The sequence below is a fragment of the Marinomonas fungiae genome (assembly GCF_001418205.1).
In the GTDB taxonomy this organism is placed as follows: domain Bacteria; phylum Pseudomonadota; class Gammaproteobacteria; order Pseudomonadales; family Marinomonadaceae; genus Marinomonas; species Marinomonas fungiae.
Map to the genome: position 1 here is coordinate 26,623 of NZ_LIQF01000010.1, position 24,467 is coordinate 51,089.

General features: G+C 48.1%; 21 protein-coding genes and 1 pseudogene. 12 read left to right on the forward strand and 10 right to left on the reverse strand.

Annotated elements, in window-relative coordinates; all coding sequences use genetic code 11:
- Positions 1 to 17 precede the first annotated feature (17 nt).
- Positions 18 to 1,325, reverse strand: a complete 1,308-nt coding sequence (locus tag ASC49_RS14215; protein ID WP_055463917.1) for an ABC transporter substrate-binding protein — start codon at positions 1,323 to 1,325, stop codon at positions 18 to 20.
- A gap of 333 nt (positions 1,326 to 1,658) precedes the next feature.
- On the opposite strand from ASC49_RS14215, the gene ASC49_RS14220 reads away from it, so the two are divergent.
- Together ASC49_RS14220 and ASC49_RS19800 are read left to right on the forward strand one after the other, a co-directional pair.
- Positions 1,659 to 1,937, forward strand: coding sequence for an FAD assembly factor SdhE (locus ASC49_RS14220; RefSeq protein WP_082443854.1), 279 nt, complete (start codon positions 1,659 to 1,661; stop codon positions 1,935 to 1,937).
- 46 nt (positions 1,938 to 1,983) lie between these two features.
- Complete coding sequence (locus ASC49_RS19800) at positions 1,984 to 2,367, forward strand: hypothetical protein (RefSeq protein ID WP_141656855.1); 384 nt, start codon at positions 1,984 to 1,986, stop codon at positions 2,365 to 2,367.
- On the opposite strand, the gene nadB is transcribed toward ASC49_RS19800, so the two are convergent.
- Positions 2,306 to 3,934: an L-aspartate oxidase gene (gene nadB / locus ASC49_RS14225; RefSeq protein ID WP_055463919.1), complete on the reverse strand. Its 1,629-nt coding sequence runs from the start codon at positions 3,932 to 3,934 to the stop codon at positions 2,306 to 2,308. The genes ASC49_RS19800 and nadB overlap by 62 nt on opposite strands.
- Before the next feature lie 218 nt (positions 3,935 to 4,152).
- Between nadB and rpoE the strand changes: the two genes are divergently transcribed.
- From rpoE to ASC49_RS14250, 5 genes are all read left to right on the forward strand, one after another.
- Entirely contained in the window at positions 4,153 to 4,740 is a 588-nt protein-coding gene (gene rpoE / locus ASC49_RS14230; RefSeq protein ID WP_211262068.1) for an RNA polymerase sigma factor RpoE, read from the forward strand.
- Between the two features lie 2 nt (positions 4,741 to 4,742).
- Positions 4,743 to 5,393, forward strand: a complete 651-nt coding sequence (locus ASC49_RS14235; protein ID WP_055463920.1) for a hypothetical protein — start codon at positions 4,743 to 4,745, stop codon at positions 5,391 to 5,393.
- Positions 5,390 to 6,337 (forward strand): MucB/RseB C-terminal domain-containing protein, encoded by a 948-nt coding sequence (locus tag ASC49_RS14240; RefSeq protein ID WP_055463921.1) that lies wholly within the window; start codon positions 5,390 to 5,392, stop codon positions 6,335 to 6,337. Before ASC49_RS14235 ends, ASC49_RS14240 begins: the two co-directional genes overlap by 4 nt.
- Positions 6,330 to 6,797: a SoxR reducing system RseC family protein gene (locus ASC49_RS14245; protein ID WP_055463922.1), complete on the forward strand. Its 468-nt coding sequence runs from the start codon at positions 6,330 to 6,332 to the stop codon at positions 6,795 to 6,797. The genes ASC49_RS14240 and ASC49_RS14245 overlap by 8 nt, the downstream gene beginning before the upstream one ends.
- Positions 6,798 to 6,860: 63 nt before the next feature.
- Positions 6,861 to 8,258, forward strand: coding sequence for a DegQ family serine endoprotease (locus ASC49_RS14250; protein WP_055463923.1), 1,398 nt, complete (start codon positions 6,861 to 6,863; stop codon positions 8,256 to 8,258).
- 75 nt (positions 8,259 to 8,333) lie between these two features.
- Here ASC49_RS14250 and argA read toward each other — a convergent pair whose 3' ends face one another.
- Both argA and argE read right to left on the reverse strand, forming a co-directional pair.
- A complete protein-coding gene (gene argA, locus ASC49_RS14255) occupies positions 8,334 to 9,656 on the reverse strand; it encodes an amino-acid N-acetyltransferase (RefSeq protein ID WP_055463924.1) in 1,323 nt (440 codons plus the stop codon).
- Positions 9,653 to 10,822 carry an acetylornithine deacetylase gene (gene argE, locus ASC49_RS14260; RefSeq protein ID WP_055463925.1) on the reverse strand — a complete coding sequence of 390 codons (1,170 nt, stop codon included), beginning with the start codon at positions 10,820 to 10,822 and terminating at the stop codon, positions 9,653 to 9,655. Before argE ends, argA begins: the two co-directional genes overlap by 4 nt.
- 114 nt (positions 10,823 to 10,936) lie before the next feature.
- On the opposite strand from argE, the gene ASC49_RS14265 reads away from it, so the two are divergent.
- Positions 10,937 to 11,899: a CYTH domain-containing protein gene (locus tag ASC49_RS14265; RefSeq protein ID WP_055463926.1), complete on the forward strand. Its 963-nt coding sequence runs from the start codon at positions 10,937 to 10,939 to the stop codon at positions 11,897 to 11,899.
- Between the two features lie 12 nt (positions 11,900 to 11,911).
- Complete coding sequence (gene glnE, locus ASC49_RS14270; RefSeq protein WP_245624727.1) at positions 11,912 to 14,854, forward strand: bifunctional [glutamate--ammonia ligase]-adenylyl-L-tyrosine phosphorylase/[glutamate--ammonia-ligase] adenylyltransferase; 2,943 nt, start codon at positions 11,912 to 11,914, stop codon at positions 14,852 to 14,854.
- Between the two features lie 82 nt (positions 14,855 to 14,936).
- Here glnE and ASC49_RS14275 read toward each other — a convergent pair whose 3' ends face one another.
- Positions 14,937 to 16,904: a TonB-dependent receptor domain-containing protein gene (locus ASC49_RS14275; protein WP_055463927.1), complete on the reverse strand. Its 1,968-nt coding sequence runs from the start codon at positions 16,902 to 16,904 to the stop codon at positions 14,937 to 14,939.
- Positions 16,905 to 17,016: 112 nt separating this feature from the next.
- Between ASC49_RS14275 and ASC49_RS14280 the strand changes: the two genes are divergently transcribed.
- Entirely contained in the window at positions 17,017 to 17,961 is a 945-nt protein-coding gene (locus ASC49_RS14280; protein WP_162265216.1) for a LysR family transcriptional regulator, read from the forward strand.
- 9 nt (positions 17,962 to 17,970) lie between these two features.
- Here the strand turns inward: ASC49_RS14280 and ASC49_RS14285 are convergent, their stop codons facing one another.
- From ASC49_RS14285 to ASC49_RS14300, 4 genes and pseudogenes are all read right to left on the reverse strand, one after another.
- Positions 17,971 to 18,849 (reverse strand): ABC transporter ATP-binding protein, encoded by an 879-nt coding sequence (locus ASC49_RS14285; RefSeq protein ID WP_082443851.1) that lies wholly within the window; start codon positions 18,847 to 18,849, stop codon positions 17,971 to 17,973.
- Positions 18,846 to 19,916: a FecCD family ABC transporter permease gene (locus tag ASC49_RS14290; RefSeq protein ID WP_055463929.1), complete on the reverse strand. Its 1,071-nt coding sequence runs from the start codon at positions 19,914 to 19,916 to the stop codon at positions 18,846 to 18,848. The genes ASC49_RS14285 and ASC49_RS14290 overlap by 4 nt, the downstream gene beginning before the upstream one ends.
- Before the next feature lie 99 nt (positions 19,917 to 20,015).
- Positions 20,016 to 20,959: pseudogene (locus tag ASC49_RS14295) on the reverse strand (FecCD family ABC transporter permease); the annotation flags it as partial.
- Positions 20,959 to 21,894, reverse strand: a complete 936-nt coding sequence (locus ASC49_RS14300; protein WP_072242126.1) for an ABC transporter substrate-binding protein — start codon at positions 21,892 to 21,894, stop codon at positions 20,959 to 20,961. The gene ASC49_RS14300 and the pseudogene ASC49_RS14295, both read right to left, overlap by 1 nt.
- A 298-nt stretch (positions 21,895 to 22,192) precedes the next feature.
- Between ASC49_RS14300 and ASC49_RS14305 the strand changes: the two genes are divergently transcribed.
- Entirely contained in the window at positions 22,193 to 22,387 is a 195-nt protein-coding gene (locus tag ASC49_RS14305) for a hypothetical protein (protein ID WP_055463930.1), read from the forward strand.
- A 63-nt stretch (positions 22,388 to 22,450) separates the two neighbouring features.
- Here the strand turns inward: ASC49_RS14305 and epmB are convergent, their stop codons facing one another.
- The gene (epmB, locus tag ASC49_RS14310) at positions 22,451 to 23,461 is read right to left on the reverse strand and encodes an EF-P beta-lysylation protein EpmB (RefSeq protein WP_055463987.1); all 1,011 of its coding nucleotides are present in this window, start codon (positions 23,459 to 23,461) and stop codon (positions 22,451 to 22,453) included.
- 165 nt (positions 23,462 to 23,626) lie between these two features.
- Here epmB and efp point away from each other — a divergent pair, with 165 nt between their 5' ends.
- Positions 23,627 to 24,202, forward strand: coding sequence for an elongation factor P (efp, locus tag ASC49_RS14315; protein ID WP_055463931.1), 576 nt, complete (start codon positions 23,627 to 23,629; stop codon positions 24,200 to 24,202).
- Positions 24,203 to 24,467: the final 265 nt, after the last annotated feature.

Below are 24,467 nucleotides of genomic sequence, written 5' to 3' on the forward strand. Positions count from 1 at the left end.
ATGCAGTAATTCGCTTTCTAGTAGTAGCCTGCTTGGCGCATCTGACGATCGGCTGAGCGGTTGGCAGACTCGAGAGCTTCATCCACAGATAAACTGCCGGAAAGTGCTCCCGAAATCATTTGCCCTGTGGTTGTGCCAATGGCTTGGAACTCAGGAATAGCTGCGAACTGAACCCCGACGTAAGGTGATGGTTCAAGTGTGCTGTCGTTTGGATTCGCCGAATTGATGGCTTTTAACTCGGCGTCAGCAAACACAGCGGCTTTTTGGAATGCTGGGTTTTCGTAAGTGGATGTACGAGTACCGGTTGGTACAGCGCCCCAGCCGTTATGCTCAGCGACAAGCTTAATGTATTCCTTAGAAGTCGCCCAACGGACAAAGGTTTGCGCCGCTTCTGCGTTTTTCGTCGCAGCAGGAATACCCAGTGCCCAAGACCAAAGCCAGTTAGCGCCTTTCTCGGTTACTGCATAAGGAGACTGTGCGAAGCCCACTTTGTCAGCGACTTTAGATTGTTTAGGATCTGTGACAAATGACGCGGCGATGGTGGCGTCTATCCACATACCACATTTGCCTTCATTAAACAGGGCCAAGTTTTCGTTGAAGCTATTGCCGCTCGCACCTGGCGGCCCGTAGTTGTTCATCATATCTACATAGAAGGATACGGTATTTTTCCACGCATCCGTCGTTAACTGAGGTTTCCAATCCATATCAAACCAGCGGGCACCAAATGAGTTCGCCATGGCTGATAGGAAGGCCATGTTGTCGCCCCAACCCGCTTTGCCTCGAAGGCAGATACCATAGACGCCGTTGGCAGGATCATTCATGGCTTTGGCGGCATCACGAATGTGTTCCCAGCTATCGCGATCACCGATGGTCACGCCAGCTTTTTCAGCTAGGTCTTTACGGTACATAACCATAGAGCTTTCGCCGTAAAACGGTGCTGCGTACATGGTGCCGTTATAGGACAAACCTCCGCGAATGGATGGTAAAATATCCGCCACATCGTAGTCACCACTGGTGTCTACAGGCTCTAACCAGCCACGCTCTCCCCAGATCGGCGCTTCGTACATGCCAATGGTCATGACGTCGTACAGACCACTGCCATTGGCAATGTCTTGAGTCACGTTTTGACGCAACACGCCTTCCTCAAGTGTCACCCATTTTAGCTTGATATCAGGGTACTGTTTTTCGAACTCTGGCGTCAGTTTTTGCATTTCGATCATGTGACCATTGTTAACGGTCGCAATAGTGATTTGCGTTTCTGCGAACGCGTTGAAGGCAGCGAAAGACACCGCGCATGCGATGGCTGTTTTACTAAGACTTGTCATAGGTTCTCCCACTTGGGTAAGTTTCTTTTTATTGTCGCACCTAGAGGTCTTGATCGATTGTTGATCAAGTGGGGTAAGAATAGAGCAAGTTCTAATTGACTCACTAGTACATAAAGAGTGGATAGTTGTACTTTTTTGTTTCTAATGGTGAGAGTTGATTAAAAATGTAGTCAAAATAATACTCTTTTGACTGTGCGATATTTGCTGGCCAAATCAGCAAAATAGCGAGATAGAGGTCAAGAATGCATTAGTTTGCTTTTTCAATCGGTTTGCCGAGTGCGGGTGAATGGCTATAATGGCGCCACTTAATTGGGGAGATCTCTCATGACAGATATGATCGAATCGAAAGATTCAGCCAGCTTCAAGCGCTTAAAGTGGCAATGTCGTCGCGGTATGTTGGAGCTTGATGTATTGTTTGAACCCTTCTTGGAAGACGTATTTTTAACGTTAGAAGAAGAGGATAAACAGCGTTTTTATAAGCTAATTGAATGTGAAGATCAGGAAATCTTCCCTTGGTTTATGCAGAAGGAAGTGCCTGAAGACCCTGATCTAGCTCGCATCGTTCATTTGATCGTGACTCGTGTTCAGCCAGAAAACTACCGTCGCGTTTAAACCCTCACGGCTTGCGCGTAAGCTGTCACTGCTATGGTTGATAGCAGTGACAACTGTCTTAGCAATTTTGCAGTGGCCGATTGAGTTACAGTGGCTCGTTGTCATTATCTGGGGAATAAAGCTGGTGCGGCCTCCACAGCCTCCCAGTTTCTTGTTAGATCTGTCAAAAGATGTATTGCACTGGCAGCGACAAGGTGAGTCTGGCGCCCTTTCTTTGCTTTATCAAACCGAGTACTGGAGTGTGGTGATGTTGCACTCCGACCCACAGCAATCCTTTCTAAAAAGGCTTCTGCATCATCTGTGTCGCTATCGTTGGCTATATCGGGATCAGCTGGCGGAGGCAGACTATCGTTATCTGCGCTCGCGCCTTAATGTTGAGAAACTGATCGGGTTGCCAGCTCAGAAGAACGAATCCGCGGTTTCAAAATAGTCGGTTCACTGTTGTCGAGTTTTTCCGGGTAATCTAAGGTGAAGTGTAATCCTCGGCTTTCTTTACGAGCCATGGCTGATTGGATGATTAAGTCCGCGACCACAGCTAAGTTACGTAGCTCCAATAAATCCGCCGTAACGCGATAATTTGAGTAGAACTCTTCAATTTCAGACAGCAACAAATCGACGCGGTGCTTTGCTCGAAGTAAGCGTTTATTGGTGCGCACAATGCCAACATAGTCCCACATAAAGCGGCGTAATTCGTGCCAGTTGTGGGTAATAACTACGTCTTCATCCGAATCGGTTACTTTCGACGCATCCCAATCCGGAATCTGGTAATCCCTGCGAGGGGCATCATCGGAAAGAATCTGAGATGCCGCGGAGCGGGCGTACACAATACATTCCAGTAATGAGTTACTAGCAAGACGATTGGCGCCATGCAGACCTGTGTAAGAGGTTTCACCAATGGCGTAAAGGTCTTTCAAATCAGTGGCACTAAAGCGATCAACCACCACGCCACCACAGGTATAGTGTGCGGCAGGCACGACTGGGATTGGCCCCTTAGTCATATCGTGACCATAGCTCAAGCAGCGTTGATAAATGGTGGGGAAATGTTCTTTGATAAATTCGGGGTCTTTATGGGAAATATCCAACAGAACATGATCTACGCCTAAGCGCTTCATTTCATGGTCAATAGCACGAGCCACGATATCGCGTGGGGCTAATTCTCCGCGTTCGTCGAAGTTGCCCATAAAACGTGTGCCATCAGGTAGTAGCAAGTGACCACCTTCACCACGTACCGCTTCGGAAATCAGGAAAGTTTTCGCCTTAGCATCGTACAAACACGTCGGATGAAATTGGTTAAATTCCATATTGCCAACACGGCAGCCTGCACGCCAAGCCATGGCAATACCATCCCCCGACGCTGTATCGGGATTACTGGTGTAAAGGTATACTTTTGAACTGCCACCGGTTGCCAAAGCAATACGGTGGGCATGAAACACTTCTACTTGTTTGCTGTCTTGGTTTAGAGCATACAAACCGATGACGCGGTTCTCTCCTTCTAAGCCAAGCTTTTGCGTGGTGATCAAATCAATGGCTACGCGATCAGGATAGAAATGAATGTTAGGATGAGCTAAGGCGTTTTTAACCAAGGTCTTAGAAATCGCCAAGCCTGTGGCATCTGCTGCGTGGATAATGCGACGATGACTGTGACCACCTTCTTTTGTGAGGTGATAATCTTCGTTGTCGCCATAGCGGGTAAAAGGCACCCCTTGTTCGATTAACCAGTCGATGCTGGCTTTAGAATGCTCCACTGTATAGCGAATGGCGTCTTCATCACCTAACTCAGCACCCGCCACAATGGTGTCTTGCACATGCGAGTCAATGGTGTCTTTTTCCGACAAGACCGCCGCGACACCACCTTGGGCGTACAATGTCGAGCCTTCGGAGATGTCTCCTTTCGTTAAAATAGCCACCTGATGCTTGTCAGCTAATTCAAGTGCTAGCGTAAGTCCCGCCGCACCGGCGCCGATAATAACTATGTCGTGATGAAGATGTTGGCTCATGTTGTTGTTCTAAGTAGTGTTAGACGTCCTGATTTTACACCTGTTTGCACTACCAATGAATACCTCAGTGCGACACTACAAGGTTACAGCTTGGTAAACAAATCGAATACAATGCACGAGAACGAGAGCAAGTTTTTCTTGGAACTCTCTAAATAGTCCGTTGTCCATATAATCATCAACATGGTGGGCACAGTATGTTAGCGAATTATGAGGTGCCTATGCAGCACGAAACGTCTACAGATGAGGCGTTGGTTCAGCGAGTTCAGAGTGGTGATAAGAGAGCGTTTGACTTATTGGTGTTGAAGTATCAGCACAAGGTTGCCGCCCTTATTTCCCGATATGTTCAGGACAAGCAAGAAGTGCTGGATGTGGCTCAAGACAGTTTTATCAAAGCATATCGGGCAATTGACAGCTTCCGAGGGGAGAGCGCGTTTTATACTTGGCTCTACCGAATAGCGGTCAACACAGCGAAAAACTATCTGGTGAGTCGATCTCGGCGTCCACCATCGAGTGATGTGGAGCTGGATAATGAAGATGTCCACGCTGTTTACAATGAGTTATCGGATTCCGGTACACCGGACGCAAATTTAAACCGCGATCGTCTAGAGGCGGAGATCCAATTGGCGATCAAAGATCTACCAGAAGAATTACGTGGCGCCTTAACGTTACGAGAGTTTGATGGATTGAGTTACGAAGACATTGCCCAAGTCATGGATTGTCCTGTGGGAACGGTTAGATCGCGAATTTTCCGCGCTCGTGAGGCGGTGGAAAAACGTATTCGTCCCATTATGGGAGGAGGAGAGTAATCATGACGAAATTTCATGATAAGCACGGCTCAGAACGTGACGACAGCCTATCAGCATTCTTAGATAATGAAGCGACCCCAACTGACATTGAAATCTTGCTTAATAGCGACATCAATGATCTCGCCAGTAAGTTGGATCATTACCATCAGATTCAGCAGGCGATTCAGCCGGATCAGGTTTCATTGATTGATGATTCAGGGGCGTTTTTAGCGCAGATGCATGCCAAGCTTGAGCAAGGCAAACCAGACACCAATGTCGTTGCTTTCCCAAAGCAAAATACGCATTTACTAAAGTCTGAAAAACTTGAGCAAGTTGCGTTGCCTAATTTAAGTCAGTCGCATGGTTCTAAACGCTCATTTTTCTCAGGACTGGCGGTGGCTGCGAGTGTCGCCTTTGTCGTTGTGTTGGGAGGTAATGTTCTACTTGAAGGCGGTTCGGCTACGACAAAGACACCCACTTTTGCAGCAACTAGTACACCCCAAGTGACGCCTTTGGAGCCCATTACGGCGCTGAGCGCAGAGGAAGCTTTGCAGAACAATGAACGTTTGCAAAATTACTTGCGCCAACATGCGCAACAGGCCTCTATGACCGTTGGCCAAGGCATGATCCCGATGGCGAAAGTCGTTGGCTACCCGCAAGGGAATGATCAATGATTCGTGGTGTCATCATTGCCCTTCTAGTGTCGGCAAGCAGTACGTTATGGGCGGCGCAGTCAGGTGTTGATTGGTTAAGCCGTATGACAGAATCGTTTGATTCTCTGTCCTACGACGGGGTATTTGTACATCAAGAAGCGGGTGCGATGAACTCTATGCGAGTCCGTCGAGGTTTGATTGGCGGCGTGGAATACGAAAGCCTAGAAGACTTAGATGGTCAGCGCATTGCGGTGATTCGCATTGATGACAGTGTGATTTGCGTGTTTCCTGAGAAAGACGATTATGTAGCCGGTTTTGTACCAGCGGAGCCGTTTCGCCGTTTTCAGGAGCTTGATAAAGAGCGACTAAAACAAGCTTATGACATTCAAGTAGTGGATAAAAATCAGCGTATCGCGTCGCGCCAAGCGGTGAAATTAAAGTTAGTACCAAAAGACGAATACCGTTACGGCCACGAGTTTTGGATCGATAAAAGTACTGGGTTCCTACTTAAACACGATGTCATTGGACGCGATAATAAGTTGTTAGAGCGTATTCAATTTACATCGGTTTCTTTTTCTCCTGACTTGAAAGCCGCCGACTTCGCCCCAAATGACGATTCCTATACGCAGCGCTTTATTGAAGTTGAGCCACAAGTGGTAAAACGTGACTGGCATTTTGATTGGCTACCAGATGGGTTTGGACTGGTTTGGCAAGATGCTCGTCGTATGAATGACAGCACCAATATGATGTTGTTATCCGATGGTTTGAGTACGGTTTCTGTGTTTGTGGAGCAGACAAATAAGAAGCGACCAGAAGCTTTTATGCATCTTGGCGCTACCATCGCTGGTGAAAAGAGCATTCAGGTAGACGATCAAATATACTTGCTGACCTTGGTTGGCGAAGTGCCTGCGCAAACGATTCAACGTCTAATGGCTGTGATTATGCCGGGTTCAAATAATGATTGAAGAAAATGGTATTGTCCTTTCGGTTGAAGACGGTATTGCCGAAGTGGAAACCATCCGCACCAGTAGTTGCACCAGCTGCCGAGCTCGCCATGGCTGTGGCCATCATGCCATTGCCAAAGTATCCAATAGCAACCGTATGTTGATGAAAGCGATTGCTCCGTCCAATCTTGAAGTCGGGCAGAGTGTGGTGGTGGGCATTCCTGAGGATACCTTGCTACAAGCGTCCTTGTGGATGTACGCCGTGCCGTTACTAGGCTTAGTACTTGGCGCAGCGTTACCAACAATTTTTTCGGAACAAACTATAATTTCGATTGTCGGAGCGTTAAGTGGGTTTGCTGGCGGTTTATGGGCGGCGAAATGGAAGTCGTCTCACGAAGCTAACAATCCAGACTTTTACCCGCGAGTTTTGAGAATCAATAAAAATCAGGCGCACATCATTCCGGTGGTACAAAAAGCCTGAAAAATCCTCTTCACCTGACACAATAGCAACAACCTACTTTGGTACATCTGAGGAGACCAATACATGAACAGATTGCTAAAACGTGTGAGCTGGATCAGCGTCATTTTTATGATGTTGTTCTCAACACTTTCTAACGCGGCTAATTTGCCGGATTTCACCGAACTGGTGGAGGACGCTTCCCCGGCGGTGGTCAATATTAGTACTGAGCAAACGACAACGTCTAAAGCGGCCCAGCTCAGTCCTGATGCCAGAGAGTTGAATGAGTTCTTTCGTCATTTCTTCGGCCAACAGCCGTTTGGTCAACAGCAACCTCAGCAGCCGCGTCAACAGCAGCGCAGCTCACTAGGTTCTGGTTTTATCATTTCACACGATGGCTATGTGCTCACCAATAATCACGTGATCGATGGGGCAGATGTGATTCATGTGCGTTTGAACGATCGACGTGAATACGAAGCCAAGTTAGTGGGTACCGATGCGCGTACCGACTTAGCCCTACTTAAAATCGAAGCGGACGATCTGCCAATTGTTAAGATGGGCGATTCAGACGACCTGAAAGCGGGGCAGTGGGTGCTTGCGATCGGTTCGCCTTTTGGTTTTGACTATACCGTCACCGCAGGGATAGTCAGTGCCATTGGCCGTAACTTGCCAAGTGACAACTATGTCCCATTTATTCAGACCGACGTGGCCATTAACCCTGGTAACTCGGGCGGACCATTGTTTAATCTAGATGGCGAAGTAGTGGGTATTAACTCACAGATCTATACTCGTTCCGGTGGCTTTATGGGGGTTTCGTTTGCCATCCCGTCGAATGTGGCCATGTCTGTGGTGGATCAACTTAAGAAAGATGGCAAGGTATCCCGTGCTTGGTTAGGGGTTTTAATTCAAGACGTCAACCGTGATTTAGCTGAATCCTTCGATTTAGACCGTCCACACGGTGCTTTGGTTAGTCGTGTGATGCCGGATTCCCCAGCAGAAAAAGCTGGCCTACAAGCTGGCGATATCATCATGGCGTTTAATGGTAAAAGCATTGAACATTCCTCTGAACTTCCCTACCTAGTAGGTCAACTGCAGGTAGATGAGGATGCTAAGGCTCAAGTATTCCGTGATGGTAAAGAACGAACGATCACCATTACTCTTACGAAGCGTCCAGATGATGTGAATCCTGAGCAGCAACAGGCAGATGAAAGTCGTTTGGGTATGATCGTTGCCCCAGTGCCGGAAAACATGGCCGATCGTCTAGGCGTGGATAATGGCGTGATGGTCCAGCAAGTGATTGGCGGTGCAGCGGCTCGTAATGGTCTGCAGCAAGGTGATGTCATTACCATGCTAAATGGTGAAACCATTAAAGATGTGAACGAGTTTAATCGTATCGCACAAACTCTACCGTCAAATCGTTCGGTGCCAATGCGTGTGATTCGTGATGGCTACCCAATGTTTATTCCCTTTAAAATTGTGGAGTAATTTTTCTCTAAGATAATAAAAAGCCCGCTGCGATTACTCGTAACGGGCTTTTTGTTGTCAGTTTGCAATACGTTGTTACAGCTTTTTGGCAAAGATTTTAGAGTTGCGCTGGTAGTTGTACAGCTCTTGTTTTTTGAGCGGTAATGTCGACAGTGAGGTTTCACGGAAACCGCGTTCGACAAACCAGTGTGCAGTACGGGTAGTCAGCAGGAATAGGGTATCCAGACCAAGGCGCTTGGCTTCATGTTCAATGCCTTTAAGTAAGCGCTCACCACGGTTGGAACCTCGGTATTCAGGAGACACTGCCACACAAGCTAATTCACCAGCGCCTTCTTGCTCGAACGGATACAAGGCCGCACAAGCGACAATGGCACCATCCCGTTCAATCACGAGGAATCGTTCGATTTCGTTTTCAAGAAGCTCACGTGAGCGGCGTACCAAGATGCCTTTAGCCTCTAGGGGTGCTAACAAATGCATCATGCCGCCGACATCGTCGATGGTCGCGGTACGCAGTTTTTCGTAGCTGTCTTCATCGATCATGGTGCCCGACCCTTCACGGGTGAACAGCTCACTTAACAGGCCGCCATTTTCGTTAAAGGAAATGATATGCGCGCGTGGTACGGCCGCTCGCACTGCCATCAAACAGGCTTCTAGCGCATCGCGCGTGATCGGAGTCAAAGAGCTCTGTGCCAGAATCGTATCGGCGTGATGTGCCAGTAGCTCAGAATACAGCTCATCTTTATCATCGAAAATACCCTCATCTTCGGTGAAGATGATTAGCTTATCGGCTTTGAGCTGAATCGCTGCTTGCGTGGCAACGTCTTCGGCTTTTAGGTTAAACACCTCACCGGTTGGCGAGAAACCTAAGTGCGGTAGCAGCACCATGTTGTCGTCTTCCAACAAACGGAAAATCGCATCACTGTCGATACGACGGACCTCTCCAGAATGGCCATAATCTATGCCATCAACGACCCCCAACGGTTTAGCAACCACATAATTACCACTGCACACCTTTAAGCCTGCATTGGCCATTGGTGTGTTAGACAAGCCCATGGAGAGCTGGGCTTCGAGTTGTACACGCACAGCCGCCGAGGCTTGGATAATATCGATTAAGTGATCCTGCGGCGTAACACGGTAGCCATCTTCAATGCGTGATGGCAAATCGCGCTCCGCAAGTGCACGGTTTATTTGCGGGCGAGCACCTTGCACCAGTACTAGACGGATGCCAAGCGAATCCAGCAGGGCAAGGTCATGGATAATGTTGGAGAAGTTCGGGCTCTCGAACGCTTCACCTGGGATCAAGATCACGAGAGTCTTGCCACGGTGAGCGTTAATGTAGGGCGAAGAGTGGCGGAACCAGTCTACATAGTTGAGTTCGTCAGACACGCGTTGCCTCATTTATTTTCGGTACTCGGGGTTAAACAGTAACGTTCCACTAATCCTTTAATAACGTGTTGCATCGGCACGATTTGATCAAGTGCCATAAACTCGTTAGGTTGGTGGGCTTGGTCGATTGATCCTGGACCTAAGATTAGGGTTTCCATCCCCAATTGATTTAAGAAGGGACCTTCGGTTGCAAAGGCGACAGTTGTCGCTTCTTTTTGCGTGAGTCGTTCACAGGCTTTGATGATGTCGGACTCTTTAGCGGTTGAGAACGAGGGCACATCGGCAAACAGATGATGTAATTCTATTTGCGTATTAGTTTGTCGTTCAATGGCAGGCAACAAGTTTCGGATTTCTTGATACAAAGATTCGTTGCTCATGCCCGGTAACGCGCGAATATCAAATTCTAATTCACAGCGGCCACAAATGCGATTTGGATTATCGCCCCCATGAATACAGCCAAAGTTCATGGTTGGGTAGTCAATCACAAAGTTGGCATCACGATACTTTTCTTTTAAACCATGGCGGTACACCATCAGCTCGGACATCACCGAGTGCATGGCGTCTAAAGCGTTGTTGCCAAGTCCTGGATTAGACGAATGACCCGCTTTACCAGTAATGCGGACTTTCTCCATCATAATGCCTTTGTGGGCATGAATTGGCGTCAACGAAGTCGGTTCACCGATCAAGGCGTAACGGGCTTTCGGTCGTCCCGCTTCAACCAGAGCACGGGCACCGTCCATAGAGCTTTCTTCGTCAGCTGTCGCTAAGATAATCAACGGCTGTTTGAGTTTCGACAAATCCATATCGCGCAAAGTGTCTAACACAATCGCGAAAAAGCCTTTCATATCACAGGTGCCAAGGCCGTACAGCTTGTTGTCACGCTCTTCTAGTTTGAATGGGTCGCTTTGCCAACGGTCGTCGTCATAAGGCACGGTGTCCGTGTGTCCTGATAATACCAAGCCGCCAGCACCTTGCCCAATCGTGGCGATCAGGTTCATCTTGTCCGGTTGTCCCGGCAACGGCATGACTTCACATTGGAAACCTTGGCTTGAGAGCCAATTTTCCAATAATAAAATGACGCCTTTATTTGACTGATCCCAGCTTGCTTGACTACAACTGATAGAGGGCGTGGCGATCAATTGTGACATCATGCTCAGCAATGATGGAAGTGAGGACATGGGATGCTCCTATGGCGTAATGCCGAAAGTTATTTAGCCTGCATTCGCTTCTGGTAAACTTGCTTCTTTGACACTGTTGTCTCCGGCAATCCGGAAGTTTAGAGGTTTTGAAATATGGCTACCGAGCTTGAACTAAAGTTAATGGTTCAACCCGAGTATCTCAAGTCGGCATGTGCTTTTCTCGATGATTTTTGTGAAAAAAATAATAGTGAAAAAGACGCTACGTCAGGCAATACCCGCCAAGCGACACTCGATCTAATGAATGGTTACTACGATACGGCCAATGCATTGCTGATGGAAAATGGCATTGCCCTACGTATCCGTGCGGTCAACCAGCAATACATTCAAACCGTGAAAACCCGCGGCAGTAGCCGTGTGGGCATGCATGCTCGTGGTGAATGGGAATGGTCGATCTCGTCCGATACGCTGGATCTAACCAAGCTGTCTGACGTGCCGCTGCCTGAAGCATTGCAAGATATGACTTGGTCACGTGATTTAATTGAAGTATTCCGTACCGATTTTCAGCGTCATGTCTGGTTGATCCATTTTGACGGAGCGACCATTGAAGTGGTATGTGACGAAGGTGCGGTCTCCTCGGCTTATGGGCAAGACCCTATTTGCGAGCTTGAGTTAGAGCTGAAATCTGGTCCTGAAACCGCTTTATATGGCTTTGCTAAAGTCATCGCACATTCTGTTCCTGTGCAGGTAAGCGTGGTCTCGAAAGCGCAAAAAGGGTCACGTCTGAAACATCGCCGTATTGAGTTTCCCGAGAAGCCCAATGCTAAAGCGCCGTTACTGCGCTTTGCTGAGTATTGGTATGAAACTTGGCTAGTGTACTGGGAGGCCATGTTCTATTTGAAAGATGAAGCCTTGTTGCAACCGATTCGTAATGCGTTATATCAGTTGAAGCAATGTGTGCCTGCGAGCCTCAGCGAGCAATTGGAAGCTTTGGATATACGCTATGACACATTATTCAAAAATCAAAACGCTAAGTTGCTACCTGGATTGGCAGGCTCGTTAGAAACGGGAATAATGATGTTAGAAACAGGTCATTGGTTAAATAAACAAATCGCCTGATACGACCTTCGCGTGAAACACAATAAGGAAGATAACTTGACGCTGACACCGTTTTCCCAAGTACAGTCTCTGTTTACTGAAGAACAGGTAAAGATCAAACATCAGGCCATCAGTGACGCCATCGCGCGTCGCAATGGTTTGGATATCCCAGAACACACGCTAGCGCAAGCACAACGGGTGTATCTACTCAGTGATTACGTGTTTAAACAGCTCTGCCGTTCACCGCAATGGTTAGCCGATTTTCTATGCCCCGCGGAGCAGTTGATTGAGCCCAGTGTGGCGCAGTTTTATGCGGGTGAAGCGCATTGGGGGCAAACGGTTGCGAACGATATTACGTTGCCAGATTGGGACGAAAAGACCTTGATGCAGCAACTGCGCCGCTACCGCCATTGGTGGATGACCCGTCTAATCACTAGCGATCTTGAGCAAACCGTTACGCTTGAAACCCTTACCGCTCACTTGAGTAAACTCGCGGATGTGGCAGTTAATGTCAGTCAGCAATGGACGATGCGCAATTACTTAGCGTTGTACGGGCAAGCATTGGACAGCCAAAGTCAGCCGCAAAAATTGATTGTGATTGGTATGGGTAAACTGGGTGGGTTTGAACTCAATTTATCGTCCGATATCGATTTGGTGTTTGCTTTTCGTGAACACGGTGAAACCCAAGGGGGCAAAAAGTCCCTTTCCCATCAAGAGTACTTCACTAAAATCGGCCAGAAACTGATTCAACACTTGGATCAAGTCACCGCTGATGGTTTTATGTTCCGCGTCGATATGCGCTTGCGCCCATTTGGTCAGTCTGGTGCCTTGGTGATGAACATGGATTCCTTGGAAAACTACTACCAAGACCAAGGTCGTGACTGGGAACGTTATGCCATGATCAAGGCTCGGGTGATGGCCGGTGATGCTCAAGATGTGCGTGAATTTGAAGCGCTACGTCGTCCGTTTGTGTACCGTAAATACCTTGATTTTGGTGCCATTGGTGCGCTACGTGATCTGAAATCTATGATTGCCAAAGAAGTGCGACGTAAAGGCATTGAACACAATATCAAGCTTGGCGAAGGGGGTATCCGAGAGGTCGAGTTCATTGTGCAAGCACTGCAAATTTTGCATGGTGGTCGCAACCAGAGTCTGCAAAAGCCCGCATTGTTTAAAGTATTGCCAGTGTTGAGCGCAGAAGGCTATTTACCCGAGTCACAGGTGCAGGATTTATTACAAGCGTATCGCTACTTGCGTCGTGTGGAGCATGCCTTGCAAGGCTATGCCGACGAGCAAACCCAATTATTGCCTGCTGGAGACAAAGAGCGTGAGCGCTTGGCTTATCAAGTGGGTGAAAGTGGCTGGCAAGCATTGCATGATACCTTATGGCAGCACCGTCATAAGGTGCACCGTTACTTTCAAGCTCTGATCGATGATGGTGAAGAGAACTCAGGTGACGAGCTGGCGCAGGAAGCGTGGCGCATGATTCTGAAACAGCCAGATGACGCGCATTTGATCGGTGAAGCTATTGAAGCAATTGCTTGGCAAGACTTAGACGAAGTCAGTAAACAGTTGCAGCAATTCTTAAGCTCACGGGCGGTGGCTTATATGCAGCCGATTGGACAAGAGCGATTAGCGGTGTTTTTGGCGGCGCTCATGACCTGTCTACCAGAAGAAGCCAATCCTGATTTGGTGCTACAGCGCATCATTCCGATTATGGAAGCGGTGACGCGTCGTACCGCTTATTTAGTGTTGTTATCAGAAAACCAAAGTGCCATCGTACACTTGATTGGCTTGTGTCGGGAGAGTGTTTGGTTCTCAGAAATGATCTCCAACTCACCAGCATTATTGGATGAGCTATTGGATGCCAATACGCTGTTTTCTCCGCCATCAAAAGCACAAATGGCACAAGAACTGCGTCAGATTCTATTACGCTTGCCAGAGGAAGACGAAGAAGCTCATATGGACGCTATGCGTCGTTTCCGCCGCTCTATCATTATGCGTATTGCCGCCTGTGATATCACAGGGATCTTGCCACTGATGAAAGTAAGTGATCACTTAACTTGGTTGGCGGAAGTGTTATTAGAGCAGGTGTTGCAGCAGTCTTGGCATTACTTAACGCATCGACATGGTTATCCAACCCGTGACGGTGAAGCGGTTACTGATCCTGAATTGGTAATTGTCGGTTATGGTAAATCCGGTGGTATTGAGTTGGGTTACGACTCGGATTTGGATTTGGTGTTTATTCATAACGCTGTCACCAACGGCTCTACTAATGGTGAGCGTAGTGTTGATAACTTGGTGTTTTATACCCGTCTAGGGCAGCGCATTATCCATTTACTCACCAGCTTTACTTCGGCGGGACGTCTATACGAAGTGGACATGCGTTTGCGACCCTCTGGAAATTCCGGTCTCTTGGTGGCGAGTTTAGGATCGTTTAGAGATTATCAGCAGAAAGAAGCTTGGGTATGGGAGCACCAAGCCCTTTGCCGTGCCAGAGCCTTAGCCGGTAACAATGAATTGATCGCCCAGTTTGATCAGACCCGTGCCGAAATTTTGGGACGGGAGCGAGACCGTTCTGAGCTAAAGCAAGAAGTGCTCAAAATGCGTGAGAAGATGCGTGCCCACTTGGATACCAGTGGTGCCGACAAAGGCTTTGACTTGAAGCAGGGGGCGGGCGGCATTATCGACATCGAATTTATGGTGCAGTATATGGTGCTGGCGTGGTCGCACCGTTATCCTGCTCTGATGACGTATTCCGATAATATTCGTCAGTTAGAAGCGGCACTGGATTGTGGTCTGTTAGAACAAGAGCAAGTGGAGAAGATGAAAGAAGCCTATACCTTCTATCGCGCTACTGCTCATCGACAAACTCTACAGAAGCAAGGCCGTTTGGTGCCGGTGGAAACGCTCGAAGAAAATCAGGCATTGATTGCTCAGTATTGGGATGTTTTTGCCAATCAGCCCTGTGATTAACGGCGAAAGCCAACATAGAAAAGCCCCTAAGCGAGAACGCTTAGGGGCTTTGGGCTTTCTTAAGGGGGAGAGTGAATGCCAGTTAGAAAGAAACGTTTACTTTCGCTTGATAACGACGGCCATCTAGCACCTTATCGTAAGTCTCTTGATCGATTTTCTTATCGAATAAGTTGTAGATACCTGCGTAGAAGGTTACCGAGTCATTAGCTTTGTAGCTTAGACCAGTATCTACCAAGGTGTAGTCTGGGAGCTCTTCGGTCATGCTGACTCGGCTAAGCCCTTGAGTGGTTTCACCAATGTAGTTGGCTTCGCCCCAGATGTTCAGTTTCTCGGTGGCGTCCCAAGACAAGTTGGTGTGCACGCGGTGCTTTGGAATACGGTTCAGTGGTTGGCCAGAAAATTGACCAGACTTTTGCTCTGAATCGGTAAAGGTGTAGCCAATATCCCACGCCAGTGCAGGTAACAACTGCATACCAAATGAAGCTTCCACCCCTTGCGTCACCACTTCGTTTACGTTCATGCGTTGACTGATAAAGTTGTAATCATGGCCTTGGAAATTACAAGAGTCAGCTTGACCGTCTGGTGTTTCACAAATACGTTCTTCGGTAATTTTGTCGTCAAACTCTGTGTAGAAGGCCGTGATTTCGGCTTTTGTGCCTTGATGATCGGTCCATGCCACACCCACTTCATGGCTTAAACTTTTTTCAGCCTTGAGATCTTCACTACCAATGATTACCGCGTTACCGCCACGGCCACCAGTGGCTTGTCCCCAACCTTCTGTTGCTTGACGCAGGTCTGGTGAGCGATACCCCGCGCTGATACCACCTTTAATCGTCACGTTATCCGTAGTTTGCCAAACACCGTATACGCGGGGAGTGACTTCGCTGCCGTAGTTTTCATCTTCGTTATAACGCAAACCTGCTGTGAGCGCGAAAGTCTCAGTTAGGTAGTACTCATCTTCAGCAAACAGGGCACCTTGCCAGCGTTCAATTTCATTCAAACCGCTTGGTAAACTGTTACCGGAATCATTGAGAGTTTGGTTCTCAAACTGACCACCCACGGTTAATGTGTGCTGATCAAAGAACAGATGGCTTTGGTGGTTTAGCACAGTGGATTGGTACTGCATGTCACGGGTTTTATTATCGTTGTCTTCGTAGCTTAGGTAAGTAGTGTGCTGACCATTGTCGGTTTTTATCTCATGGGTCACCGAGAAATGATCTCGTTGGTATTCTTGGTTATTCACCGTATTGGGATTGCCGTTACGGTCCAATGAATCAATAGAGTTTCCGGGGGTGTTGATACGTTTTTGTGTTTCGGTTCCAGCTTCAAATTTGATCGATTGCTCTTCGTTTAGCATCCATGTCAGTTTACTGGTGATGTTCTGCATATCTTGATCCGCGTAGCCATCAAGGATGCTGTCCTCATCTCGCTCAGCGATTTGGCCGAAGACTTCAAGCCCCAGCTTATTGTCAACTAATGGACCTGCGGCATAAAAATCTGTGCTCATACTGTTGCCAGAAGCACTGTCTTCTTGAATGGTGGTGCCCAAGCCCAGTTGACCGTGCCATTCAGACTGTACTTTTTTAGTGATGATGTTGATCACCCCCCCGAGAGCATCAGAGCCGTACAGGGAAGACATGGGGCCACGGATCACCTCGATACGCTCGATTGCCGAAATAGGTGGCAGCCAACCTTGCTCAATACCGGGGCCATCAGAGTTAGGGCGAGTCTCACGGCTGCCTTGGCGCTTACCATCGACCATGATCAAGGTGTACTTGCCTTCTAGGCCTCGCATGGTGATGTCTGAAGAAGAACCTCCACCGGTAACAAAGACACCTGGTACCGCAGACAGAGCGTCAGTCACATCACGGTAACTCTTTTTCTGTATCTCTTCGGAATTAAGTACCGTAATGGATGCGGCTGCATTTTGTGTACTCTGTTCGTACCCCGAAGCACTGACAACCAATTCATTCAAGTTGACGGTGTCGGCATGTGCGGTATGAGCCAGCGCGATGCTCGCAGCAATGACAGAGAAAGAGAACTTACGCATGGTATGCAATATCCTTAAAAATGAACGAAAAAAGCAAAATTAAATGGTAATGTTTATCATTTGTATTCTTGCTGATTTGTGTAAGATTGTCCTGCGATGGTGCGTTGCAGAAATGACAACGGTAACGACTCAAGAGGGAATGACAGTGTACGATTTAAACGATTTGAAAAGCTTTGTGTCGGTGGTGGAAACGGGAAATCTCAGCGCCAGTGCAAAAGAGATCGGGGTATCGAAGTCGACGTTAAGTCGTCGAATCTCACATCTTGAAGAGGTGATGCGTCAGCCGTTGATGCGTCGCCAAGCCAACCGCATGTTCGCTAACGATGCGGGAAACGCCTTTTTACCGTTTGCCAAATCGATTTTAGATACCGTTAATCGTGCCCATCGCACTGTGGACGATTTAAAAGAAACCGTTTCAGGTCATCTCAATGTTGGTGTGTTTACGGGACTGAGTCGCTCTTGGGTAACACAAGAAATCTTTGATTATTTAGAGGCCTTTCCGGAAATCAATATTGATGTCTACACCCTGTCTACATTCGATGATGTGCGTGAACAGACTGATGTCGCAGTGTTTATGGGGGCTTTGCAGGATAGTAATTTCAAGTCTGAATTGTTAGGCGAGCTAAATTGCAGTCTGTATGCCCACAAGTGCTTTTTAGAAAGTCATCAAGCGATCGATTCACCACAGGATTTGGAGCAGTATGAGTGGGTGAATCTGCACGATTTCTATTCTAATGACACAACCGTTTCTCTATTCCATGAAGAACATGGCTACCATGAAATCCCCATGCCTAGGTCTCGTTTAACGACGGACTTGATGGGTTTTCACTTGGACAGCATTGTTAATGGTCGAGGCGTGGGTATCTTACCGGATTACTTAGTGGCCATGCGCGAGCGTCATCATCCGGGTGATTTGATCAGGGTGTTACCCAATTGGCGTGCGCCTAAATTACCGCTCTACTTACTCTATGCCTACGGTCATTTACCTAAGCGCAGCCAAGTACTGCTGACACGCTTAAAGAAAGCTTTTTCAGCCAGTTTGCTGCTGGCTGAGTAGCATGGTTATTTAGGCGTGGGTCATGTGTCCTTGGCGTTCGCCTACTGTCTGCGTCTTAGCGACCTCTGCTTGATGGCACCGCTGCATGGGCGTATGGCTGCGACGAACGTTTAATAAGATCGGTGCACCAGTATGTGGGTCTTCGAGCAAATCACACTGTATACCGTAAAGATGGTCGAGAATATCCTGTGTGATCACATCTTTTGGAACCCCTTGCGCCACGATTTGCCCCCCTTTCATGGCTATTAAATAATCAGAATGGCGTGCAGCCATGGCCAAGTCGTGTACCACCATAATCACTGTTTTACCGGCCTTGGACAGTTCACGAATCAAATCAAACACTTCAATTTGATGGCCTAAATCTAGTGCCGAGGTTGGCTCGTCAAGCAGTAACAATGGTGTTTCTTGCGCGATCGACATGGCAATCCAGGCGCGCTGGCGCTGTCCTCCAGAAAGGGTATCTAACAGTCGATCACCAAGATTCTCTAGACTGGCGGCACGCAAAGCGAATTCAATAGCGCTCTTATCATCCATGCTCCATTGTTTTAAAAAACCTTGGTGTGGATGGCGACCAAAGCGAATTAATTCGCGTACGGTGATGCCATCCGGGGCGGAGGTTTCTTGTGGCAGTAGGGCCAGCTTTTTGGCTACCTGTTTTGCTGGCAATTTGTGGATATCTTGGCCCTCTAACACGATTTGGCCTTTGCTTGGATGATGAACGCGTGACAATCCATTCAATAAAGTGGACTTGCCACAACCATTCGGGCCAACGATAGCGGTTACTTTGCCTTCTGGAAATTGAACGCTTAAGTCTTCAATGATGACGTGATCCGAGTGTTGTAAGGTAATCGAATCGGTGCCTAAAGGCGCTTGAGTAGTTTGACTCATAGGGAGCTCTGCTTAGGTTTGCGAATCAGGATCCAAAGTAGGTAAGGACCACCGACAACAGCGGTAATCACCCCCACTGGGATTTCAATTGGGCTTAATAAGGTTCTGCCAGCGAGATCCGCCAACACCATAACAATGGCGCCGCAGATAGCACTGGAAAGCAGTGGTAAGCCTTTGTGGCGGGCAAAGGTGCGTGCCATTTCCGGCCCGACTAGGGCCACTAAGCCGACGGGGCCGGCCACGGCGACGGCAAAGCCTGTCAAAACCACCGCAATGACTACCGCGGCAAAACGCAGTCTATTCGGCGTGTGTCCGAGAGCTGTGATCACCGCATCGGCAAAGGCCATCAGTTGAAAACGATAGCAAAGCACCATGCTGACCAAGACGCCAACTAGCGTGATCCAACCCATAACAGGTATTTGTTCTTCTGGACGTCCTGACAAACTGCCCACTGTCCAAGGGTAGGCTTCGTTGGCGGTATCAATATGTACCTGAGTTAATAGTAGCTGCGAGGCAGCTGCAGACACTGAACCAATTGCTAAGCCAGCGACGATAAAACGATAACCTCGGGTACCACTGCCACCACCAATAATAAAAGCCAGTGCGGTAGCGGTGGCAGCCCCCGTTAACGCCATTGCAGAGGGGGCAAAGCTAATTCCCACACCCACAACTGAGGCCACAGCAAACGCCATGGCGGCGTTATCGATACCGATAATGCCGGGTGTGGCGAGACGATTGCGAGCCACAGTTTGCATCAAACAGCCAGCGATACTAAAGGCTGCACCGGTATATATGCCGGCGAGCAAGCGGTTCAGGCGTAATTCGTTAATGACGAATTGGGTCATGCTATCGCCTTGACCGAGAAGGGCAAGTACCACCTCTTTGGGGGTCACGGATAAGGTGCCGATGCCGAGGCTGACAATACCCGTTACGAGTAGCGCGAAGCTTAGCATTAGGTTGCGTTTAATAGCGCTTTTATCCAGCAACATGGTGCTCGTACCGAAAGACAGCAACCAATGCCCTGTTGGGGCACTTAAACGAGGCTGAGAAGCATCCGAAATAGACATCAATCAATTCTCCTAAGCCAATGTAGGTAGCCGTTTGGCGCGCACAATCAACATTAAAACTGGAGCCCCGACGATAGCGGTCAAAACGCCCAGTGGCATCTCGGCAGGTTGAGCAATCAAGCGCGTTAAAATATCAGCACTGATAATCAACAATGGCCCAATCGGTAAGCACATAATCATAGTGCGGCGAATATCTGGCCCCACTAAGGATCGCGCGGCAAACGGTACGACCAAACCGACAAACATAATCGGTCCCGCAATCGCCGTTGCCGAGCCAGTTAGTAAAGCAACGGCCAGCATAACGAAGTAGCGAACGACTCGCGGATTATGACCTAGGCCGAGGGCCACCTTTTCACCCAATGCCATGGAGGCTAGTGGGCGCGACACATAAAGCGTTAATAGGGCGGCGACTAGAAAATAGGGCAGAACGGTCAGCAAACTATCTAACGAGCGACCTGCGACACTGCCGGTGACCCAAAAGCGAATCTCATCGGCGGCACGTTGATCGTACATCAGCAGAATAGAGGTGAGTGCGGTAAGCAATGAACTGAGTGCGGCACCCGCCAAGACCAAGCGCACAGGGTCTTTAAATTGACCTTGCAAACGAGCGGCAGCCATGACAAAAAAACAGCGACTAGAGCGCCGATTTGCGCCACGCCAGCTGATAAAGTGGCAGCGCTGGCGCCCATTAATAACGCCATTGCCACGGCAAATGAAGCCCCAGCACTGACGCCAAGTAGGCCAGGCTCCGCTAGAGGGTTGCGTGCCACCGCTTGCATTAAGGCGCCAGCGACGCCCAGTGCCATACCTACCACCAGCGCAACCAGAGTGCGCGAACAGCGTAACTCCGAAACAATAAAGGCGGCTTCATCGGAGCCTTGGCCGAGCAGCACTTGCCAAGATTCTGAGATGCCAACACTGCCTGCACCCAGTAGCAAAGAAAGCAGAATGGTCACGATTAAGGCAAATGATACGAGGCTAAAACAAACGACTAAAGGGCGCTGCGATGGCGCCCTTTGAAAAAACTGAACCAGATGAAACATTAGTGTTGTTGGTCCAATAACTGTTCAATGTCATCCAGAACCACCTGGGCTGCCAAAGGGCCTGAAGTGCTGCTCCAAACCTGACCATCTACTGTCTGAACGTGATTGCTTTGAACAACGTTTAGGCGGGAGAAAGCGCTGGATTGCTTGGCAGCATCGAAGGCTTCTTGACCATCTTTATTCAAGGTCGCCATAATCAGCCAGTCTTGGTCGATCACGCCAATGTTTTCAAGACTAAGTATGCTCGAATGAGGGCGACCTTGTTTCAGCAAGCCACCGTCTTGTGGCTCAAAACCTGTTTGCGCCAATAGGCTACCCGCGAACAGATCTTTTGACATGACCATTGGGCCTTGCGGCATCCAGCGTGCGATATAAACTTGACGTTCGTCTGCTGGAATCGTCTGCTCGACTTTTTTCTTAATCTCAGCTGCACGAGTATCAACAGCGTGCAGTGCTTGTTCTACTTCCGCGCTTTTGCCAGTAACTATACCGAACAGTGCCGCTTCTTTACGCCATGCGTTAGGTGTGTCAAAACTCCACTCAGGCACAATGGTTGGTGCGATTTTCGAAAGGATCAAATACTGCTCTTTAGACAGAGTGTTGGACGCCAAAATCACATCTGGCTGCTCTTTGATAACCGCTTCAAGATTGGTCTCTCGAGCGCTACCTACGATATGAATGTTAGGCTGGCGATCGGCTAAGTAGTCCGATACGGTTTCACTACCACGGGTTGCGACAGAGCCTGCAACAGGAAAGTTAATAGCAGACATTACGTCCAGTGCGCCTTCGTGTAGAGTCACGATGGTTTTCACGTCATCCTTTACTGTCACAGGACCATATTTGGTCTCCACGGTCACATCCGCAAAAACGCCGTTGGCAAACAGAGTCACAGCTGTTGCGGCGGTGGTTAGCATTAGGCAACGCTTAAAAGACATAACGTCTCCTTTAATAAGAATGAATTAACATTTTTGATGATAATGTTTCTTATTTCTATTTGATATCCTGTTTCGCGTTTTTTGTGCCGTGCTAGGCTCAATGGTTTGTTGCGCTTTTTGCAACGATAGGAGATAAACAGAGTCGTTACTTTCTATGTAACGTTTTGTATCTTTTGCCTATTTGAGTAAATTTCTGTTAAAGTGACTAATAAGTAGGCCGTTAACACGGTAGAGCACTATTGGGAAGTACCGCTCATTTATTGAACTAAAGGCAGGATGCCAAACTAGTGAGGTGACCATGAATAGTGTTACTAATGTCAGCACATCGTACGCAATGGAAATGATGGGTGTAGCAATGGCGAAGACTCAACAGGAAGAACAGGGACGACAGTCTTTGCAGCTTCTTGAGAGTGCTGCGCAAGTCTCTCAGAAAATTCAGTCTAGCGCACCAGCGGTCGGCAATATTGGACAAAACATCAATATCAAAGTGTAGTTTGATGAAGGTGTTTAAAAGCCGCCCGCATAACGCGTGAGCGGCTTTTTGTTTTTAAGGACGTTATAAATGCGGCGCCAGCACAGTTTTGGCTGGCTCGCCGGGGATTTCTTTGGCCAGTTTTGGCATCAGATAGCCCGGTAGCTTCTGTGCAACTTGGCCCATAAGCCGCTGGGCTTCCTCAACGGAGATATCAAAGTGTGCGCCGCCTTCTATAGGATCAAAAGTGAACATGTAGTACGGTAAAATTCCGGCATCGAACAGGGCTTCACTTAACTCTACTTGTGCTTCGACCGAATCATTGATGTCTTTTAACAGAACCCCTTGATTTAATACCGTGACGCCCGCTTGCTTCAATAAGGTGACCTTATCAGCAATGCTCTGATCAATTTCATTGGCATGATTGCTGTGCAGCACCAGCACCACATCCAAACGCGTTTTCCCTATCCAATCCAATAGTTCGTCATTGATGCGGCTGGGAATTACGATTGGTAAGCGTGAATGAATGCGCAGACGCTTTAACTGCGGTAAATCGTTTAAGCGGGCAATATGTTGTCTTAGTTGGCTGTCCTTAAGCATCAGTGGGTCGCCACCGCTTAAAATGACTTCATTCACTTCGGGGTGATCTTTTAAGTAGTCGATCACGCTGTCCCATTCTTTTTGTGCCAGTTGGTTATCCCCATAAGGGAAATGGCGACGGAAGCAATAGCGGCAGTTCACGGCGCAGGTCCCCGTGGTGATCACCAAAATACGACGTTCGTATTTATGCACGATGGCTTTTTGGGGGTTGTGGTTGCCTTCATCCAGTGGGTCTTTACTATAACCTTCGACGTGCAGCATTTCGATATCATCTGCAAGAACCTGTTTCAAGAGAGGGTCATGAGCGTTACCGAATTCCATACGGGAAACGAACGGTCTTGGCACCAGCATTTTGAAAGAGGTCATGGCTTTTTGGGCGTCAGGCAAGTCTTGTTCACTCAGGCCAAGCAAAGGCCGCAGCTCGGCTGGAGATTTAATTGCTTGTGCTAGTTCAGTAGACCAATGAATTTCGGTCGTATTTTGAATCGGGATCACGTCAAATATCTGCAAAATTAAGTTAAATTGGGTTATTATGGCCGCCAATCTTTGGCCCTATGGCCTCCGCTCTTGTGAGTCTCGCACAATTATTCCGCGATGAACTCCTGTGAACATCTTGTTCGTTCAGAGCTTTTTATCTAAATCATGACATTGTGAGGATTTATGGCGAGTTATTCTACCAGCGATTTGCGCAGCGGTAACAAAGTAATGGTCGATGGTGAGCCTTGTGCTGTACTAGACAATGAACACGTTAAGCCAGGTAAAGGTCAAGCGTTCAACCGTATCAAACTACGTAACCTAAAAACAGGCCGTGTTTGGGAACGTACGTTTAAATCTGGTGAATCTCTAGACGCAGCAGATGTAATGGATACGGATATGGAGTACCTATACACTGACGGCGAATTCTACCACTTTATGGCAACTGACGGTTCTTTCGAGCAGCACGGTGCGGATGCCAATGCGGTAGGCGACACAGTTAAGTGGTTGAAAGAGCAAGAGTCTTACATCATTACACTTTACAACGGCGCGCCTCTAGCCGTAACCCCTCCTAACTTCATCGAGCTTGAAGTAACGGAAACCGATCCAGGTGTGAAAGGCGATACCGCGAACGGTGGTTCTAAGCCAGCGACACTTTCTACTGGCGCAGTAGTGCGTGTACCACTATTCATCAACATCGGTGAAGTGCTACGTATCGATACTCGTACGGGTGAGTACGTATCGCGCGCGACAGGTAAGTAATTACCTTTTAAAAGAAGCCCCCAGCCGCAAGGTGTGGGGGCTTTTTTGTGTTGTTGACTCATGGTTGACCACTAGCTTCTGCTGCATTGTAATCAGTGACTAACACATCCTCCCTTTTTCTTCGTTTTTCGAATAATTAATCTGTTTTCTCTTAGATTTTTGAATCAATTCTTTTTTTATCTCGTCTTTAGCCTTCTGAGATTTTCCTCTCAAATTTTTAAAAAAAATCACACCACCTAACTGCTTGGAAAACAATGGATTTATT

Bases quoted from the DNA above. Each gene is read 5' to 3' on its own strand.
- ASC49_RS14215 (WP_055463917.1), bottom strand. From the start codon at position 1,325: ATGACAAGTCTTAGTAAAACAGCCATCGCATGCGCGGTGTCTTTCGCT.
- ASC49_RS14220 (WP_082443854.1), top strand. From the start codon at position 1,659: ATGATCGAATCGAAAGATTCAGCCAGCTTCAAGCGCTTAAAGTGGCAA.
- nadB (WP_055463919.1), bottom strand. From the start codon at position 3,934: ATGAGCCAACATCTTCATCACGACATAGTTATTATCGGCGCCGGTGCG.
- rpoE (WP_211262068.1), top strand. From the start codon at position 4,153: ATGCAGCACGAAACGTCTACAGATGAGGCGTTGGTTCAGCGAGTTCAG.
- ASC49_RS14235 (WP_055463920.1), top strand. From the start codon at position 4,743: ATGACGAAATTTCATGATAAGCACGGCTCAGAACGTGACGACAGCCTA.
- ASC49_RS14240 (WP_055463921.1), top strand. From the start codon at position 5,390: ATGATTCGTGGTGTCATCATTGCCCTTCTAGTGTCGGCAAGCAGTACG.
- ASC49_RS14245 (WP_055463922.1), top strand. From the start codon at position 6,330: ATGATTGAAGAAAATGGTATTGTCCTTTCGGTTGAAGACGGTATTGCC.
- ASC49_RS14250 (WP_055463923.1), top strand. From the start codon at position 6,861: ATGAACAGATTGCTAAAACGTGTGAGCTGGATCAGCGTCATTTTTATG.
- argA (WP_055463924.1), bottom strand. From the start codon at position 9,656: ATGAGGCAACGCGTGTCTGACGAACTCAACTATGTAGACTGGTTCCGC.
- argE (WP_055463925.1), bottom strand. From the start codon at position 10,822: ATGTCCTCACTTCCATCATTGCTGAGCATGATGTCACAATTGATCGCC.
- ASC49_RS14265 (WP_055463926.1), top strand. From the start codon at position 10,937: ATGGCTACCGAGCTTGAACTAAAGTTAATGGTTCAACCCGAGTATCTC.
- ASC49_RS14275 (WP_055463927.1), bottom strand. From the start codon at position 16,904: ATGCGTAAGTTCTCTTTCTCTGTCATTGCTGCGAGCATCGCGCTGGCT.
- ASC49_RS14280 (WP_162265216.1), top strand. From the start codon at position 17,017: ATGACAACGGTAACGACTCAAGAGGGAATGACAGTGTACGATTTAAAC.
- ASC49_RS14285 (WP_082443851.1), bottom strand. From the start codon at position 18,849: ATGAGTCAAACTACTCAAGCGCCTTTAGGCACCGATTCGATTACCTTA.
- ASC49_RS14290 (WP_055463929.1), bottom strand. From the start codon at position 19,916: ATGTCTATTTCGGATGCTTCTCAGCCTCGTTTAAGTGCCCCAACAGGG.
- ASC49_RS14300 (WP_072242126.1), bottom strand. From the start codon at position 21,894: ATGTCTTTTAAGCGTTGCCTAATGCTAACCACCGCCGCAACAGCTGTG.
- ASC49_RS14305 (WP_055463930.1), top strand. From the start codon at position 22,193: ATGAATAGTGTTACTAATGTCAGCACATCGTACGCAATGGAAATGATG.
- efp (WP_055463931.1), top strand. From the start codon at position 23,627: ATGGCGAGTTATTCTACCAGCGATTTGCGCAGCGGTAACAAAGTAATG.